The sequence below is a fragment of the Alicyclobacillus fastidiosus genome (assembly GCF_026651875.1).
Classification (GTDB): Bacteria; Bacillota; Bacilli; order Alicyclobacillales; family Alicyclobacillaceae; genus Alicyclobacillus; species Alicyclobacillus fastidiosus.
Genome location: NZ_CP104067.1, coordinates 2309162 through 2324806, shown reverse-complemented (window position 1 = coordinate 2324806; position 15645 = coordinate 2309162). Strand labels below are relative to the sequence as shown.

Here is a 15645-nt window from a genome sequence, read left to right as displayed (position 1 = left end):
GTAATTTTCAGGAGAGGGAGATACTTCCTACTCCCCAAGAGTCTTAAGAACGATATTGATAAACGCCTCTACACCAATAGGCAGAGAATCTTCATCAATCGTGAATTTCGGATGATGATGGGGATATACGATTCCCTTTCCCGCATTACCAGCACCAACATTGAAGAACGTACCAGGCGCAGCCTGTTGGTAAGCAGAAAAATCCTCTCCGCCCATGTGTTGTTCTCCCTCGATCACCACGTCTTCTCCAAATGTTTGGAGGAGAATTTCACGCACTTGCTCCGTGACGTCGGCATCATTCACGACCGGACGATAACCCTGCTCGTACGTAAACTCATAGGTCGCACCATGTGCTTCTGTAACACCCTTTACAATCTGCTCCATGAGGCGTGGTACTTCCGAGCGCAATTCCGCCTTGAAAGATCTAACGGTGCCGTTCAACTCTACCTTTTCAGGAATGATGTTGTGGGCAGTCCCGGCATGGAACTGAGTGATGGATAGTACAACCGGATCAAGCGGATCCATATTACGCGATACAATGTGTTGCAGGTTGGTGACAACCTGAGCGGCAATGACAACTGGATCGACCGTTCGTTGAGGTTGTGCAGCATGTCCGCCCTTGCCGCGAATGGTAATGTAAAATGTGTCAGGCGCAGCCATAAAAGGGCCAGAACGAATTGCGATTTTCCCCACTTCAAGTGGTGACCAAAGGTGAATGCCGATCACGGATTGAACGCCCTCCATCACGCCCGCATCAACTATCTCCTGCGCACCGCCTGGGAACAGTTCTTCCGCATGCTGAAAAATGAATCGGACTTCCCCATGCATCTGATCTTGAAATTGGGTCAAGATTTTCGCCGTACCCAGTAGCATTGCCGTATGTCCATCGTGCCCGCACGCGTGCATCTTGCCAGGAGTATTGGAAACGAAATCGAAACTGTTTTCCTCTGTAATCGGCAATGCGTCCATATCAGCTCGAATGGCCAAAACGGGACCCGGATATGCACCTTTCAAAGTGGCAAGTACGCTTGTTTTCGTCGGTCGTGAAACTTCTAAACCAGAAAATGTAAGTAGGGTGTCGTAAACGAATTGCGACGTCTTCTCCTCTTCGAACGACAGTTCCGGATTTTGATGAAGGTGCCGCCGCCAAGCTACAACTTCCTCTTTCGCAGAATCTACAATTGAATGAAGGTCTGATAGGCTGACTGACATGATATCTAACTCCTTTTCCAGTCCAAAATATTTACATCTCTCACACCGAAATTGTATTTTAGGTTCATTTTCGGCTAACTTTGAATGATTGAATAATATCAGGATTACAAATTATTTGACAAGTATTTATATTAGAAATTTGACGGAAAAATACGATTGAAGGACGAAAATCGTTTGCTTTCGTCGGAAAAAGTCGTTCCTAACCGAGGAAATAGGCGCAAAAAATGTTCATGGCAGATGGTTCACAGAGGGAACCTCATTTACGGGGGGCCAGGTTTTGAATATCGTAGATTTTGCGGGGTCTTCCTCGTTGATATGCCGTCTCTTCGCCCACCACCGTCGCCAGTCCGTTGTCCTCTAACTGCAGGAGGATCCGACGTGCGCTGCGTGGAAGGATATTCAGATACTCAGCCAACTCATTTACGGTAATGCGAGTGGATTTCCGTTTTGTCACAATGCCAGCAATTTTAGATAAAGTCAGGGCGCTCAAAGGGACTGCTCCGCTCAATTTTTGTAAGTCTTCCCTTGCATATTCTAAAGCGAGCGACCTGCCGCCCTCCTCGAGGGGTGCAATCAGTGTATTCGTCTCGAGGGCGCAAGCCCAACTGCCATGTCCGTAAACTTGTGCCTGGGAGAGTGCCAGACGGGCCCGGTTGATGGCTTCGCTAACGGTCGATCCGATTCCGATCCCGCCATAGATAGCTTCAGTCGCTACGTTCGCAATGAGTTCAAAGCGCGGTCGACTGCGAAAATGATTCGTGATCTCTTCCGTTGCGCCACGCGTGGCATAGACTGCCCATTGATCCGTAGCCACCTGCTGCTTAGTGCCATGCAAAAATCGAGCATAGCGGCTCATCGCTGCATCGAGATCCTTTTCCGTCATGAATGTCGCGAATGGCGTCCTTTGCACGAGCTGAACCACGACCTGTGCGTTCCGAGAAACCATCAAATCATGGGTCTTCACAATGGCTTCAAGCACCTGCCGGACTTCACTGGAGGTCGGAGTTATGTGTTTTGCGGGAATGCCTAACTGCTCGAGCTTGAGTTGAGCGGAGCGCAAGCAAGTGATGGCGGTTTTTGTCCGCCCTTGTTCCCAGAGTGATTGGTGATACTGTACTAGTTCGTCGGAGTGAATGACCCCTGTGTAGTGTTTTAGGTAGAACTCACACTGGATGCCAATATCGTCAAGCACGCGACGCATGGAGTCAGGGCTCAGCGTATCAAAACTAAGGTCAGAGATTCGAAGTCCATGTTCATGCGCAAGATGTAGAAGAACTTTATACAGGCCTTCGCCGGAGTGACGCGTATAGAACACGGGGCAGTCAGGATACAATTCTTTCGCGATAGAATACGGGACTTGTCCGCTGCAGAGCCACATATCGACTTCGGATGCAAGAGGACGCATCCGTTCCTCGATCTCGCCCTCTTCCCAATACACCACCGGCGTGATACAAATTTCGCCAAACTCCTTGGCCACTTCCTCAATGACATCCAGGGAATCATCCGCACCGAGAACGCCCAACCGGATCTTGTTCACTGACATCACTCCGCCCTCGTCTGCAAGGTTATCATCGCAATTCGCTCGAACAACTGCACTGTAGCAGGTAAAATCTGTTCGTCAATATCAAACTTTGGATTGTGATGGGGTGCAGCGATTGTAGTTCCGAGAATCGAGTAAGTTGCCTTGCCTCCAAGTTCCTGAACACGGCGGATAAAAAATGTCGCATCTTCGCTAGCTCCGAGTGGATGTTCATCCTTGAACTCAGTAAAAAACTCGATAAACTTAGCAGCATCCAAAACCAGACTTTTTAGCTCGTGGTCGCAAACTGCAGTTGCGGCCTCGCCAATCGTCTCAATGTCGCAAGTCAAACCATGCTTAGCAGCACTGTGAAGCAAGATGGTTCGAACGCGTTGTTCCAGGTCTTGATTGACTTCATACGATTCCGCTCGACACTCAAGCACCATCTTTGCAGTATCAGGGATAATATTCGGTGCCGTGCCGCCTTCGAGCACCCCTACATTGACGCGTGTTGCACCGGAACTGAATCGGGGCAGTGCGTGAATATTCAACAGGGCCGTCGCCGCACCTAGGAGCGCGTTCCTCCCCTTTTCCGGAGCCGCAGCGGCATGTGCCGATACACCGTGAAACTGAGCCATTAACTTGGTCGACGCCAGGAAATCACATGCTCCACCGCTGATCGAGTGAAGCGGGAGATCGAGTCCTAAGTGGCAACAAATCAAAAAGTCCACGTCATCCACGACACCTTTGTCCACCATGGATTTCGCACCCCGACCACCTTCTTCCGCAGGCTGAAAAATCAATTTCAGCGTACCTGCGAACTTTCGAGCCGACATGGCTTTGGCGAACGCAAGTCCGATCGCGGTATGTCCATCATGCCCACACGCATGCATTTCGCCCCGGTACAACGATGCAAAACCGTTTGCGTTTGGAACGTGTTCGGAATCCGTGCTCTCCACAATCGGCAACGCATCCATATCGAAGCGAAAGGCAACGGTCGGGCCAGGCGCGGAGCCCTTCAGTGTTGCGACGACGCCTGTCAAGCCGCCCCGCATCCCCTGCAAGATCGTTTCATCTGCACCATCGTTCTTTGCGCGTTCATACGCAAGGTCGATCTGGGTGCTCGGCGGCAACCCCCGTCTCCATTCCGGAACCATTACATCTGCTCCATAGGAGACGGAATATCCATTCGACCGCAATTCGAGAACCACTCGATTCGCTGTTCGAAATTCTGTAAAACCGACCTCAGGATGAGCATGAAGGTCACGTCGCAGTTCTATGATGTCCATGAACTTCGTAATCTCCCAACGATATTGAAATTTTAAAATATGGATCATTATAGAATGGGGCTGGAAAGATAACAACGAAATAAGTTAACTTTCAAATAACTGTCCCATGTTGTAATGGAGTATCATACGCAGTTTCGTAGCGATCACCAACTGGAGGATAGCGTTTTGGAGCCGTGAACTTGTCTGCATGAAGTTTGTATACATACGGAAATGGTGGTGTACCGTTCGTCCAATTTCCCGCTGTGTTCGTCAATCGAAAAGTTGACCGGGTCGCTACGTCCCTCTGCCAGCCCAAGGATCTTGGCTTTTATGTAGAGTAGGAACCGCTGCAAATTCAAACTCCTCCAAAGTATTTAGCTCAATAACAGGAATCCAGCGTTCCATTACTGGACGTGGGCGGGTTCCTGTGAGTTTGTACTTTGGTATTTCCACATCTTTGAGCATTTTTCTTATCGTTTGGCGTGAAACTTTGCGTTGTAGAATAGGCCCGAGCCGACCCACATAGGGGCAGTCGGACGCCCAGGCCATTCCCAAAACTAGACTTGCGCTTTTCAACGCATCCGGCTATCAATCTTAGGTTGCAGCCGTTGTGAGCGGTGTTTCCTCAGCAGCTAACCAGGCCATAACAGCATCACTGCCGTTGTTGGGGGCACCAGTTTTGCTCACACTAACATTGACATCTTCAGACTGGTCCAGCGTGAATTGTATCTTCTCCTGAGTCGCTGTGGTGTTTGAGTTGGTTGTAAAACTCACGGAAGCAAGTACGTTGCCGCTTGGATCTGTTGCCGAAAATGTCATACTGCGAGTGGCTCCCCACCATTCTTGGTAGCCCGAAATCAGTGTATAGTTTCCAGGGCCTAAGTGGAGTGTATAGTCTATGCTTTTGTTCGCATAGGCCCACCATCCGCTTCCATAAATTCCTGGCCCTGAGTATTTATAACCGATGTCAGTGCCAATTGTTCCGGTATAGCCCCAGTTTCCGTCGTAGGCTTGATCCGGTACCGTGTTCATCAACTGATTCCCCAGAAGTGCCTTTGCGGCATCAAAGAAAGAGTCATCACTACCGGCTTGCCCATGAATGAAGTAGATTGTATCCGCATTCACCACATCAACTGTGGCGTTCACTTGATACCCTCCAGCCATCGTCCCTGTGACACTTACTTGGGTGTACGGATTGAAGGTGAGACCGGAGGTGTTCCAAGCTACCGGAGCGTTGTCTATCGTATTACCAGCTGCATTCACCGCTTTGAGCGTTGTAGGGAGGCCGGCAGTACCCTCGGCAGCGGTCACTGCAAACTCTGTGGGACTAAGCACAGACACAATGTTGTTTGGATCGACGAGGGTGTAGTCTTGCATCGTGACGCCACTGAATTCCATTCCCGGCGCGCAAGCGACGGCCTTGAGGAGTATATTATTGGTGGAGGCATCACCACGAGATAAAGTGATAGGACCGGTATAAGGTGTACTCTTGTTGGTAGGATCGGTCCCATCGGTGGTGTAGTATATCCGAGCTCCCTTCACAGGATCCGAAAGAGTGATCGTCTGGTCTGTGGTGTAAGTCCCTTCCGGTGTGCTCGGTACCGGCAATGGAGTGATAGGCTGTGGAAGATTGTTGGCATACACCTGCATTTCCAGGAGGCCGTTTTCCCAACTGGCAGTAGAACTACCATTATGTGAGTTAAAGACACCCGTGACCGTCAGCTTGACATAGCGGTATTTGCCCTGAAGCATGTCGCTTGTGAAGCCAACTGTTTTGTTTTGGGTCTCATCTGCGAGAAGCGTCCAGTCACTGTCATTGTTGCTGCCTTCAATCGTGTAGTCGTAGTACGATTCTGAACCATTAAATTGCTTCCAGCTAAGATCCACACGAGATAGATCATAGACTTGCTGCAGATCAATCGTTACGGACCAAGGGACCTTGTTTTGCTCATAATATTGAGTATTAGGCGACCAAGTATCAGCTGTTACAGGATCTCCAGCTTCAAAGTAATTACCATCGTCAATATAGCTAAGCGGATGTCCTGGAACGACGTTGTCCTGTCCTTCCACAGGTTTCCCCTGCGAAACAAGAGAGACATTCGGAAGAATAAAGCCATTGATGTCAATGCCGTTTTTAATTGGGGCACTCGGGACACCTGGTCTACCTAGGCCGTTAGCAGAAGCAAGTGACCACCACGGTGTATAGCTCATTGACATTGTATGAGTGGTACTGTCGATATTCAGAGGCAACCATACATAGGTCGAGGAGCCCAAAGCATTCGGATCGTTGCGGTCACCCATATAGATATATTGCGGATTCCTACTGGCCGAATTAACTTCCAGAATGTCGGTCGGCTGGCTATAGAATGTAGTGTTGTTGCCCAAAGGTTGAAGCGGTGCCCAACTGTTCGGATTGTTGATGTTGGTTGTGTAGGTGTACATGGCCTGATTCGGATCCCAACCTGATTGAAGGGAAGAAATCAGATAGTAGACGCCGTCAACCTTGATCATGGCAGGTGCTTCTCTTCTGTCGCCACTTAATAAAGGATAGGAGTCCTGCCAATCCACATTTGTGTAATTATCCGTCAGTTTGTAAAGACGCATGGTGGAGGAATTCTCTGCGGAGATGAGATAAGCGTCTCCGGTACTGGGATCCTCATAGACATTGAAATCGCGGGAACTATATCCGTAGTTTCCGTCCGTTCCTGTATAGGTTGGGTCAGGACCATCACCAACGATTTGACCCGCACCCGGACGGAAATTATGAAGAATAGTGTAGTGCCCGCTCACAGAACTGGATTCAGCCACCAAAAGATGGGATGCGTCGTAGTCTCGCCCGTCTTCCCAATGGGCCCAGAGTACATACTCGCCAGTCGATTTGTTGTACAGTAGCTTCGGCCGCTCGATATCATATTCATCGGTTGTCGGATCGATGAGCCCCGGAGTTGAATCGGTTGTATAACCAGGATTTGTCGTACTCGAGAGGATGGTCGACACAAATTCCCAGTTCAATAGATCCTTCGATTTGTACAGATTTATTGCCGTCGTATCGCTGGAATTATTGGACATGTCCTGGCCGACCCAGTAGTACCAGCCTCCTTGTTTTAGGATACCTCCGCCATGCGCCTGAATGGGATTCCCAGAAGTATCGTCCCACGTCGACCCAACTGGAATAGTAGTATTGTTAATTGTACCTGGGGTACTTGGTCTACCAAGGTCGTTAACAGAAGCATGTGCCTGAATAGATTCCGTTGATATATTCTGTACTGTCTGACTTGTTCCAGACGCACTGCTATCAGTCTGACCAGCTATGGTTGCAGCCGAGGCTTCCATTGGCATCATCATGAGTGTGGATAGAAGTAGGGTTGAGCCAGCCAGAAAACCCATAAATTTTGAACCTTTACTTAGTGATTTGTGATGAGGATTCATTGACAATTATTCTCCATCCTTCCAAAGAATTTGAGTATTGTCCCAATATAATCCAGTGTCTTTTTTATCTGTTCACCTCCTCTGCTATATTCTGTGTTTCAAGAGCATCCCTCCCTTCAGCGCAGGGACTAATGGTTCCAATTAGGAGCTTAAGTCTATGGATACCTTCAAGAATCAAAACCGAGTAGTTACAGTTCCTGTATGTCCTGCCATTCTGAAATCATCGAAATCCTTCCTATCTACGCTCTCTCAAAGATAGAATCGAAGTAGAACGTAATAAAGGTTGTTTTGCCGTAAAAACTGAACGATATATTTGTGATCCCCAAGAGCTTTTCAATCGATCATCGTGTAAGAGAATTCCCTCAATATGAACATCAAAAAGCTCGTTGTTATAGCTAAGATGGACACAGTTAATAGCCTGGTTTGTGGACAATGAGATAACTCCCGGTTGAAAAATGTCCGGTTTTTCACATGTCATGAGAGAAAAGGTTAAGTTTGTCGTAGGGCTTTCAAGCTCAAATACGTCGGAGATCTCGACGTACGGTTCAATTCCTCTATGTAATGCAATTCCGCGCACCCATGTCATTATTCCAGATTCATCCGGGTATGCTGATGCGATGTCCATGGTGAGTTTTGCGCATTCGTCGGTTACACTGTGGGATACATGGTTGGCTCTATAAAGTTCTCCCTGTTGTTGTTGAAACCCATTCACGGTAGGGAGATTATGGTATTCAGACTGCATCGTCCAAATATCATATCTTTTGGAGCTAAATGTTTTGGATGTATACGTTTCTACTCCTACATCAACGATTAAAGGACATCCATCAAAGTATACGATGAATTGTCCTACATCGTTGTGGTTGTGGCTCTCGTCATTTGTCCCGCCCTTTGCGGCTACATAAAATCCAAGCGTACTCGTTGTCTCCTGACGAGCAGTCATCACTTCAATTCCGTCAAACCAGACATCACGAACAATAGGTTGATTCCCTTCAATATTTTCAATCTCATCAAAGTTGAATAATGCTGGAAGTTCGCGCAGCATGGAGATTCGATTTTCAAATTGATCCGAGTTGTCTCCATTACATAGTTGATGCGCATATGCTCCGAGTGCAACTAATCGATCATCATCGATACGCTTGCCATATCGGTAAGCAATATTTGCAGGAATCTTTACAACAGCTGGGCAGTCTGCAAAATTTATATAGTAATTCTCAGAAATTAAGCTTCTGTAGAGAAAACGCCCAATTTCCTGAACTAGTGGGTGATCGTAAACATTAATAGATCCGTTACTCGCACCGTACAACAGTTCAAGGCACTCGAGTAATGCCCCCCCTGCCTGCCCCCAGTAGAGAGCCCCTTCATCACACCCACCATCAGAATGATAAGACCTAAGAAATGTATCCAAACTACGCAGGACTCTTTCCACGCCTTGAACTCGCTGTTCAACGTCCTGTTCCATCAGTAATACTGTAGTTAGGCAATTGGAGTTGCACCATGGATTCCAATTATTCACCTTCGAGGATTCAAATCCCATCCATTGAAAATCGTTTCGTGTTAAGAACGGCTCTATAATCCTACGCTTTACCTCGTACCGAATCCTGTTACAGATGACATCACTGACCTGATCAAGGCGAGGTTTTAATAGATAGTACGTCCATGCCATGAGACCAGCGGTTTCTCCTGCAAACAAGTCGATGATGGGATTCGTGATATCGGGCAAAGGTAGATGATCCGAATGGGGTTGTTGATTATGCGCCGGAATACCCCAGAAGGACTCCTCGCAAATAGCCCATATGCCATTGATGATGTCATTAAGAAATCGACCGCCATCCTCCAAACACTCAGCAATTACCAGCGTACCAAGAGCAGTTCTTCGATGGAAATGTGCATCCTGATAGCTACTCCTACTTCCATTTATTGAATATTCCATAAACAACGATGCGGACAGATCTGTCCAAGACATTCCCATAAAGTGTTCAGCCTCATGAATCCATTTGCTTACGATGCCTCGGTTAATTTCAGACCATTTCTCACGCTCTACGATGGTTGGATACGGACGATAATCCTGTACAGGGACCAATATCTTAGCAAGTTTGTAATTGGTATAACCGTCCAAGATCAAATTATCACCTCATTACATTTTTAGTGCACAGGAGGATAATCCTAACATGAACATACACATGGTAAATATGGACTAATTCAACTGAGACAATTGCCCTACGTACGCCTGCAAACATAGACGATTTGGCTTCTTAATCCTTTGCTCGATATAGCTCTAGAGGGGATAATTGAAGCTCCAAATATCCCCTCATTCACAACAAAGTCATTCTCAACCATTACAAAATTGTCAAAAGAACAACGGACATAGGAGGTAACGCAACATCAATCCTATTGTCTTGAGAGGTGAATCCAGTGAAGTCAGTCGGCTGAATTGTATCTGGTTGATCAAACGTATTGTGAGTTCTCATGTCTTCCGCCGTCAGGACTTTACCTAATATTTTGTTGATCTGAATTCCAGATATCTGGATATCCAGATGGGCTCGAGATGCATGGTCCATGTTACATATTGTGAAGTTAACACGACCGTTTGGGTTAACGGATGCAGATAGGTTGACCTGTGGAATTGATTCACCTTGATGTGAATACGTAGTCTCAGCTTGATAATCAACATCTAAAAGCTTAGCACCCTGATGGACTTTGTACATGTCAAACACATGGTACGTCGGGGTGAGGACCATTTTTTCTTGATCCGTTAATATCATCGCCTGCAATACATTCACCAACTGAGCAATATTCGCCATGTGAACTCGGTCACAATGGTTGTTAAAAATATTGAGGGTCACTCCTGCCACCAAAGCATCCCGAAGAGTGTTCTGTTGGTACAAGAAACCCGGATTTGTGCCCGGTTCAACATCAAACCAAGTTCCCCATTCATCTACAATTAGACCAACGTTTTTGTTTGGATCGTACTGATCCATAATGGCTTTGTGGTTCTTAATGAGTTCATCCATGAACAATGCCTTTTTCATGGTACTGAACCACGCATCTTCTGCAAATTCCAGCGCAGATCCTTTGTTCTTCCACACCCCTGGAATTGTATAGTAATGCAGGCTAATGCCGCCCATTAACTCGCTTGCTTCACGCATCAGAACTTCAGTCCAATGGTAGTTCGCATCGCTTGCACCACATGCAATCTTGTAAACTCTATGTCCACCATAATTGCGAACGTAAGTCTGGTAGCGACGATATAAATCGGCATAATACTCAGCCCTCATGTTACCACCACAGCCCCAGCTCTCATTCCCAACTCCAAAATATGTAACCTTCCAGGGTAAATCGCGGCCATTTGCCTTGCGCCAATTTGCGATTGGAGACTCACCATCAAAGTTCAGATACTCCACCCATTCCTGCATTTCGGCTACAGTTCCGCTTCCTACATTTCCACAGATATAGGGCTCGCATCCAAGCAGTTCACAAAACAAGAGGAATTCATGCGTTCCAAAATGATTGTTCTCAACTACCCCTCCCCAGTGAGTGTTAATCATTCGCTTACGGGTCTCCTTGGGTCCAATTCCGTCTTTCCAGTGATATTCATCGGCAAAACATCCACCTGGCCAGCGCAGTACCGGAACTTGTATCTTCCGTAGGGCTTCGAGAACATCATTGCGAATGCCCTTAGTATTGGGAATAGTAGATTCCTCACCAACCCAAATTCCTTCGTAGATACAACGACCAAGGTGTTCGGCAAAATGTCCATAGATGTGCTTGTTGATTATTCCAGTCGGTTTGTTTACATTCACGAAGACTTGCTGTGACATGTGAGTTCGCCCTTCCTCGCACAGGTATTTGGTCATTAAAAGATTTCTGCTAGTTATTATTTTTAAATAATTTAATTTAATTACAATTTATACAACGGACTCATTCCTCAAACTTCTACTTCATTCCAACTAATTAACTTTTAGTTATTTACAAACAATTAAGCAACTCTCCACTTTCTGCTCTAATTAATTCCTGATATTTGTAATCACATATGTGGTTACCGAATTGGCCTTAGCTATGGCTTCAAATTCTTTATCTCTTACTGTGATAGGCTTTAACTCCCTCAAATGCTCCTCCTCCGATGTACGATAAACCTCAACATCGGTGGGTGTCTTATTGAACTTATCCAATTCATACGTAAACGACTCATTATTAGATGATGCGTTTGTCGTGACAATGACAAGCCTCCGATTTGACGCATTATAGGCAGCCACAGCGTTGGGGAGGTTGATATCCACAAACTGATAACCTGGACGGATAAACTTACTGTAATTTTCCATCACGTAATATTTTTCAGTTTTTACGAAAGTCCAATCACCAGGGTGGTTTACGTTCATTTGCAACATTCCCCACCCCGGTCCGTCGACAGCCTGCCAGTAAACCCACGCCGTTGGTTGCATCTGCTTAATATCGGCGATAATTTGGGTCGACATCGTCATTCCAGTCGCGTCGCCATCACCGTACTCGCTCATCCAAAGGTGCTTACCTTCCTTTTTAGAGGCATTGTTCAGTTCTACCCGTTCACTACCGTTGTAGCTGTGCGTGTTGATTTGGGAGATATCATTTTTTACATTGTCAGAATACGAATCCCAACTGTTCAATGTTTCGTCAATACTATTATCATCTGGTGCTGCAATTCCTGTAGTAAGTCCCTGGGATTTTAGTGCTTTATATAAAATGGGAATAAAGGCGGCTTGACTAGCATTGTCAAAATGATCACCTTCTTGGGTCCCACCATAGTTCCACCAATTCGAAACTGGTTCGTTGAATGGCTCCACAGTCGTAAAATTAATTCCCCAATCGTTCCTGAAGTGCTTAAGCACTTGGGCCAGGTACGATGCAAACGCTTTGTAATCTTGAGGTCTAAGATTATCCCCTCCCCCTTTAGCCCCAGTAACACTATCACTCTTTGTCATCCAGTATGGAGGTGAATTCGAGAACGCCTCAAAAACGTTTGCTCCTCGCTTTTTTGCTGCTTGTAGCATCCAACGTTGGGATGCATCCGCAGTCCAGTTGTAATTACCCTCTGTTGGTTCATATCCGGGAATCTTAGCGCGAGGCTGCAGAAAATGAAGGTTTGGATTTTCGCCACCACCGATGTTGTACCTTAATACGTTTAATCCAAGACCTTTCTGCTGACTAAATAACAAATCGGCAATATGATTCCGCACCCCATTTGGAGCACCACCGATGACATAAGCAAACCAGGCAAGGGAGGTACCCCACCCTTGCCAAGTGCCACCATGAATAGATGGATTTACGGTGACGACATTACTGTCTCCCCCAGGAGCAAGCGTTGCATTTGCAGAAAGACTATTCGATGTATGTTGTGTATCTGTACTACATCCCGCGAGCAGTGCAGACATTGATAGGATCAAGGCGGGGACTCGGAGTCGCATACTCATGTCTCTTCCCCCATTTAAAAGATCGGCACTTAGTGAGACACGACTGAAACGCCATCTGACGTCAAAACGAGCGGAATGTCTCTGGTTTTCGTTAGCTGATCTTCCCTCTCCAAGGTTGGATGATGGATAATTCCATCATCTGTGGAGATAAAATCAATAAGAATTTCCCCTGTACCATCCTCATTTAGCAAATCAGGTCTCAACCACAACCGATTGGCGCGACCACCAACCAATCGAGGATTTAAATGAGGTCCAAACCATGCTCGACCAATATCGACACCATTTAGATAGACGTCAGCACGCCCATTTTCACCTGTCAACTTCAAGTAAATATCTCGACAGTCTGCACTAGACAACTTTATTTCCCCTCTGATACGTTTCCCATTTCCACGTGAACAGAGAATCGGCCACGATTCGCTATCCGAGATTTGAATACTGGATCCCGTTTCTTTTTTTACAGTCGAAGTAACCCATCCAGTAATAGGTTCGCCAAGTGGTAGTGTGCTCACAGTACCAAGAATGCCTTTACGTGCACCCGTTCGGAGCGATGGTGCATGAGTATCATGAAAGTTGGTGTGCCCCCATGACTCAGTTACGATAGTCAGTTCGTTTTCACCCCGAAATGATTTTCCGAATGAACATTCGAATCCATTCCCTCCAGGCGCGTAGCAACCTTGAAAATCACCGTTCACGAATACCCACACCAAATCAGCAGCACCGGATACTTTTATACCATTTAATTCCCTTTTTATAGTAGATTGGTACATTGCACGACCTGCGAGGATATTTGCTTCCTCCATCGAGATGGGGTTCTTGGTGCTCAGAGCGCTTTCCTGTTCAAGAATCATTCTCAAGGATTCATGTTCACGAAACTCTAGAGTTATAGATTCATGAATCTCATTTCCACAACCGGCTGTTAGCTCTAGCTGTTGAATGTCACCGGTGTCCATGAGTAAAAAAACCTCGTTTTGATCTACATCGACTTGTAAAGAAACTTGATGTTCATTCGCGGAGTTGTTCTGTTTCACATAACGAGGACCGAGCAAGAGGCCCCCGTTCTGGATGTCCCATAATCGCCCTGCATCTTTCATCGGAGCGGTAACAAGTTTGATTTTTGTCCCATCCGAAAATGTCAGGATGCTCATGCCAAATTCAAGACTCATACGAAACGAAATAGCTCCTGGACACGAGTCCACTTCAACGTCTCCTACCAGTCCCTGCAATGTCGTATCAGTGTGAATCGTAAAATCCACAATATCAGAAAAACTTGTTAGTCCAATCGTGTATGTGTTGTCGTCATCCTGCTTATAGCGAATGACATTACCAGATGTCGAAAATCTGTACTTGTGATCAGCCTGTCCCAGGAAAACTTGTGTGGCAACCGTGGTATACATTTTTGCAGGCACAACCAGTGAACATTGATACCCGTCAATCTCTACGTGCTCTTCAACAGGTGCGTCTGATAGATTAAACGCGAACGTAACCGAACCTTGTGGAGCAGTCACCTGTCGATACATCAATGATGGTGCCGCATCAGGTTGTTTCTCAATACTTAGGGTATGCGCCGAACCAGAGACGAATATTTCTTCTAAGGATTTCACTATACTTGTCAAAATTCGGTTCTCATAAAAAGACTCACGAAGCGTACCGTCTGCTGAAATCATCCCACCAAAATCATAGTCCGTAGTAATGTAAGACGGATAGGCTCCCCAATTATTAATACCATTCCATGGGCCAATGTGAACCCCGGACGTCATGAGATATGGTGACATTGCTTGAAATCCAGACGCAACGAGACGACTAAGTGTTAGAATATCTCTGTTTGTTTCCATCGTCATGGGTACGAAATCGTGTGACCGAGCATATTCCGTGTATTGCTCGAGTAAACTTTCCAGATTCGGATCATCGAATTTTGATGGGTAAATATTTGCCATAGGAATGACTCGGTCGCTCTCTCCCGTTGCCCCAAGTATATCCCCCTGTCCTATGCAGGCCGTGATAGGAATGTCAAATCCAGATTTTCGCACCATATCGAAAAGTGCCTCGATGTAACCTTTTACATCACGACAAGGATAAAAGTCCAGTTCATTTTCAACCTGAAGCGCAATAACTGGTCCACCCTTCGTCAGCTGGTAAGGCAACAATTTAGGTAATATGATGTCATACCAGCGCTTCACCTCAGCCAACCACAGGGCATCATTTTGCCGCAGTTGCAATTGATCATTGTTATAAAGCCAAGCAGGAATAGCGCCGCCATCCCACTCAGAACATATATAAGGACCAGGCCTCGCAATGACCCGCAGCTCAGTTTCAGCTGCTAAGTCTAAAAATGTCTCAATATCCGCCTCATCGGTAAATCTGTATTGCCCACGTATCGGTTCGTGGAAATTCCATGGAATATATACGTCTATAGCGTTATAGCCGGCAGCTTTCACCTTCTGTAATCGATCTAACCATGAATGTTTCGGCAATCGGAAGTAAAATAATGAACTAACAAAAAGAACATCCTCAGATATTCGACGCAATGTTATTCCCTCTTTTCACTGGTATAAAATGAATAGATTCATAGTTATTCCGGCAATGTGTTGTACTTTCATAGATGCGCCACCTGAAGAATCGAAAATTGAAGTAACACTCAATATGAATTACGGATACCCGATTTCATTCGCTAAATACAATTGAAAATTTGGATAATTCCCAAGCGGATAAGGCTCCTACAAATGTGATCCACAGTTATAATCAAACGCAAAAAATCATCATACTAAGCACAACT

At 46.2% G+C, this 15645-nt stretch carries 8 protein-coding genes; all 8 read right to left on the bottom strand.

Going from position 1 to position 15645, the window contains the following annotated elements:
* Window positions 1–27: 27 nt before the first annotated feature.
* The 8 genes from NZD89_RS11490 to NZD89_RS11455 all read right to left on the bottom strand — a co-directional run bounded on the left by NZD89_RS11490 (window position 28) and on the right by NZD89_RS11455 (window position 15397).
* On the bottom strand, window positions 28–1212 hold the full coding sequence (locus tag NZD89_RS11490) for a M20 family metallopeptidase (RefSeq protein ID WP_268007854.1): 1185 nt from the start codon (window positions 1210–1212) through the stop codon (window positions 28–30).
* Window positions 1213–1468: 256 nt separating this feature from the next.
* Window positions 1469–2755, bottom strand: coding sequence for a helix-turn-helix domain-containing protein (locus tag NZD89_RS11485; protein ID WP_268007853.1), 1287 nt, complete (start codon window positions 2753–2755; stop codon window positions 1469–1471).
* Window positions 2755–4020 (bottom strand): amidohydrolase, encoded by a 1266-nt coding sequence (locus tag NZD89_RS11480; RefSeq protein ID WP_268007852.1) that lies wholly within the window; start codon window positions 4018–4020, stop codon window positions 2755–2757. The genes NZD89_RS11485 and NZD89_RS11480 overlap by 1 nt, the downstream gene beginning before the upstream one ends.
* A gap of 573 nt (window positions 4021–4593) precedes the next feature.
* Window positions 4594–7428, bottom strand: coding sequence for a chitobiase/beta-hexosaminidase C-terminal domain-containing protein (locus NZD89_RS11475; protein WP_268007851.1), 2835 nt, complete (start codon window positions 7426–7428; stop codon window positions 4594–4596).
* Window positions 7429–7663: 235 nt separating this feature from the next.
* Window positions 7664–9544, bottom strand: a complete 1881-nt coding sequence (locus NZD89_RS11470) for a heparinase II/III domain-containing protein (RefSeq protein ID WP_268007850.1) — start codon at window positions 9542–9544, stop codon at window positions 7664–7666.
* Window positions 9545–9764: 220 nt separating this feature from the next.
* Entirely contained in the window at window positions 9765–11246 is a 1482-nt protein-coding gene (locus NZD89_RS11465) for an alpha-N-arabinofuranosidase (RefSeq protein WP_268007849.1), read from the bottom strand.
* 186 nt (window positions 11247–11432) lie between these two features.
* Complete coding sequence (locus NZD89_RS11460; protein ID WP_268007848.1) at window positions 11433–12872, bottom strand: glycoside hydrolase family 30 protein; 1440 nt, start codon at window positions 12870–12872, stop codon at window positions 11433–11435.
* Between the two features lie 29 nt (window positions 12873–12901).
* On the bottom strand, window positions 12902–15397 hold the full coding sequence (locus NZD89_RS11455) for a beta-galactosidase (protein WP_268007847.1): 2496 nt from the start codon (window positions 15395–15397) through the stop codon (window positions 12902–12904).
* Window positions 15398–15645: the final 248 nt, after the last annotated feature.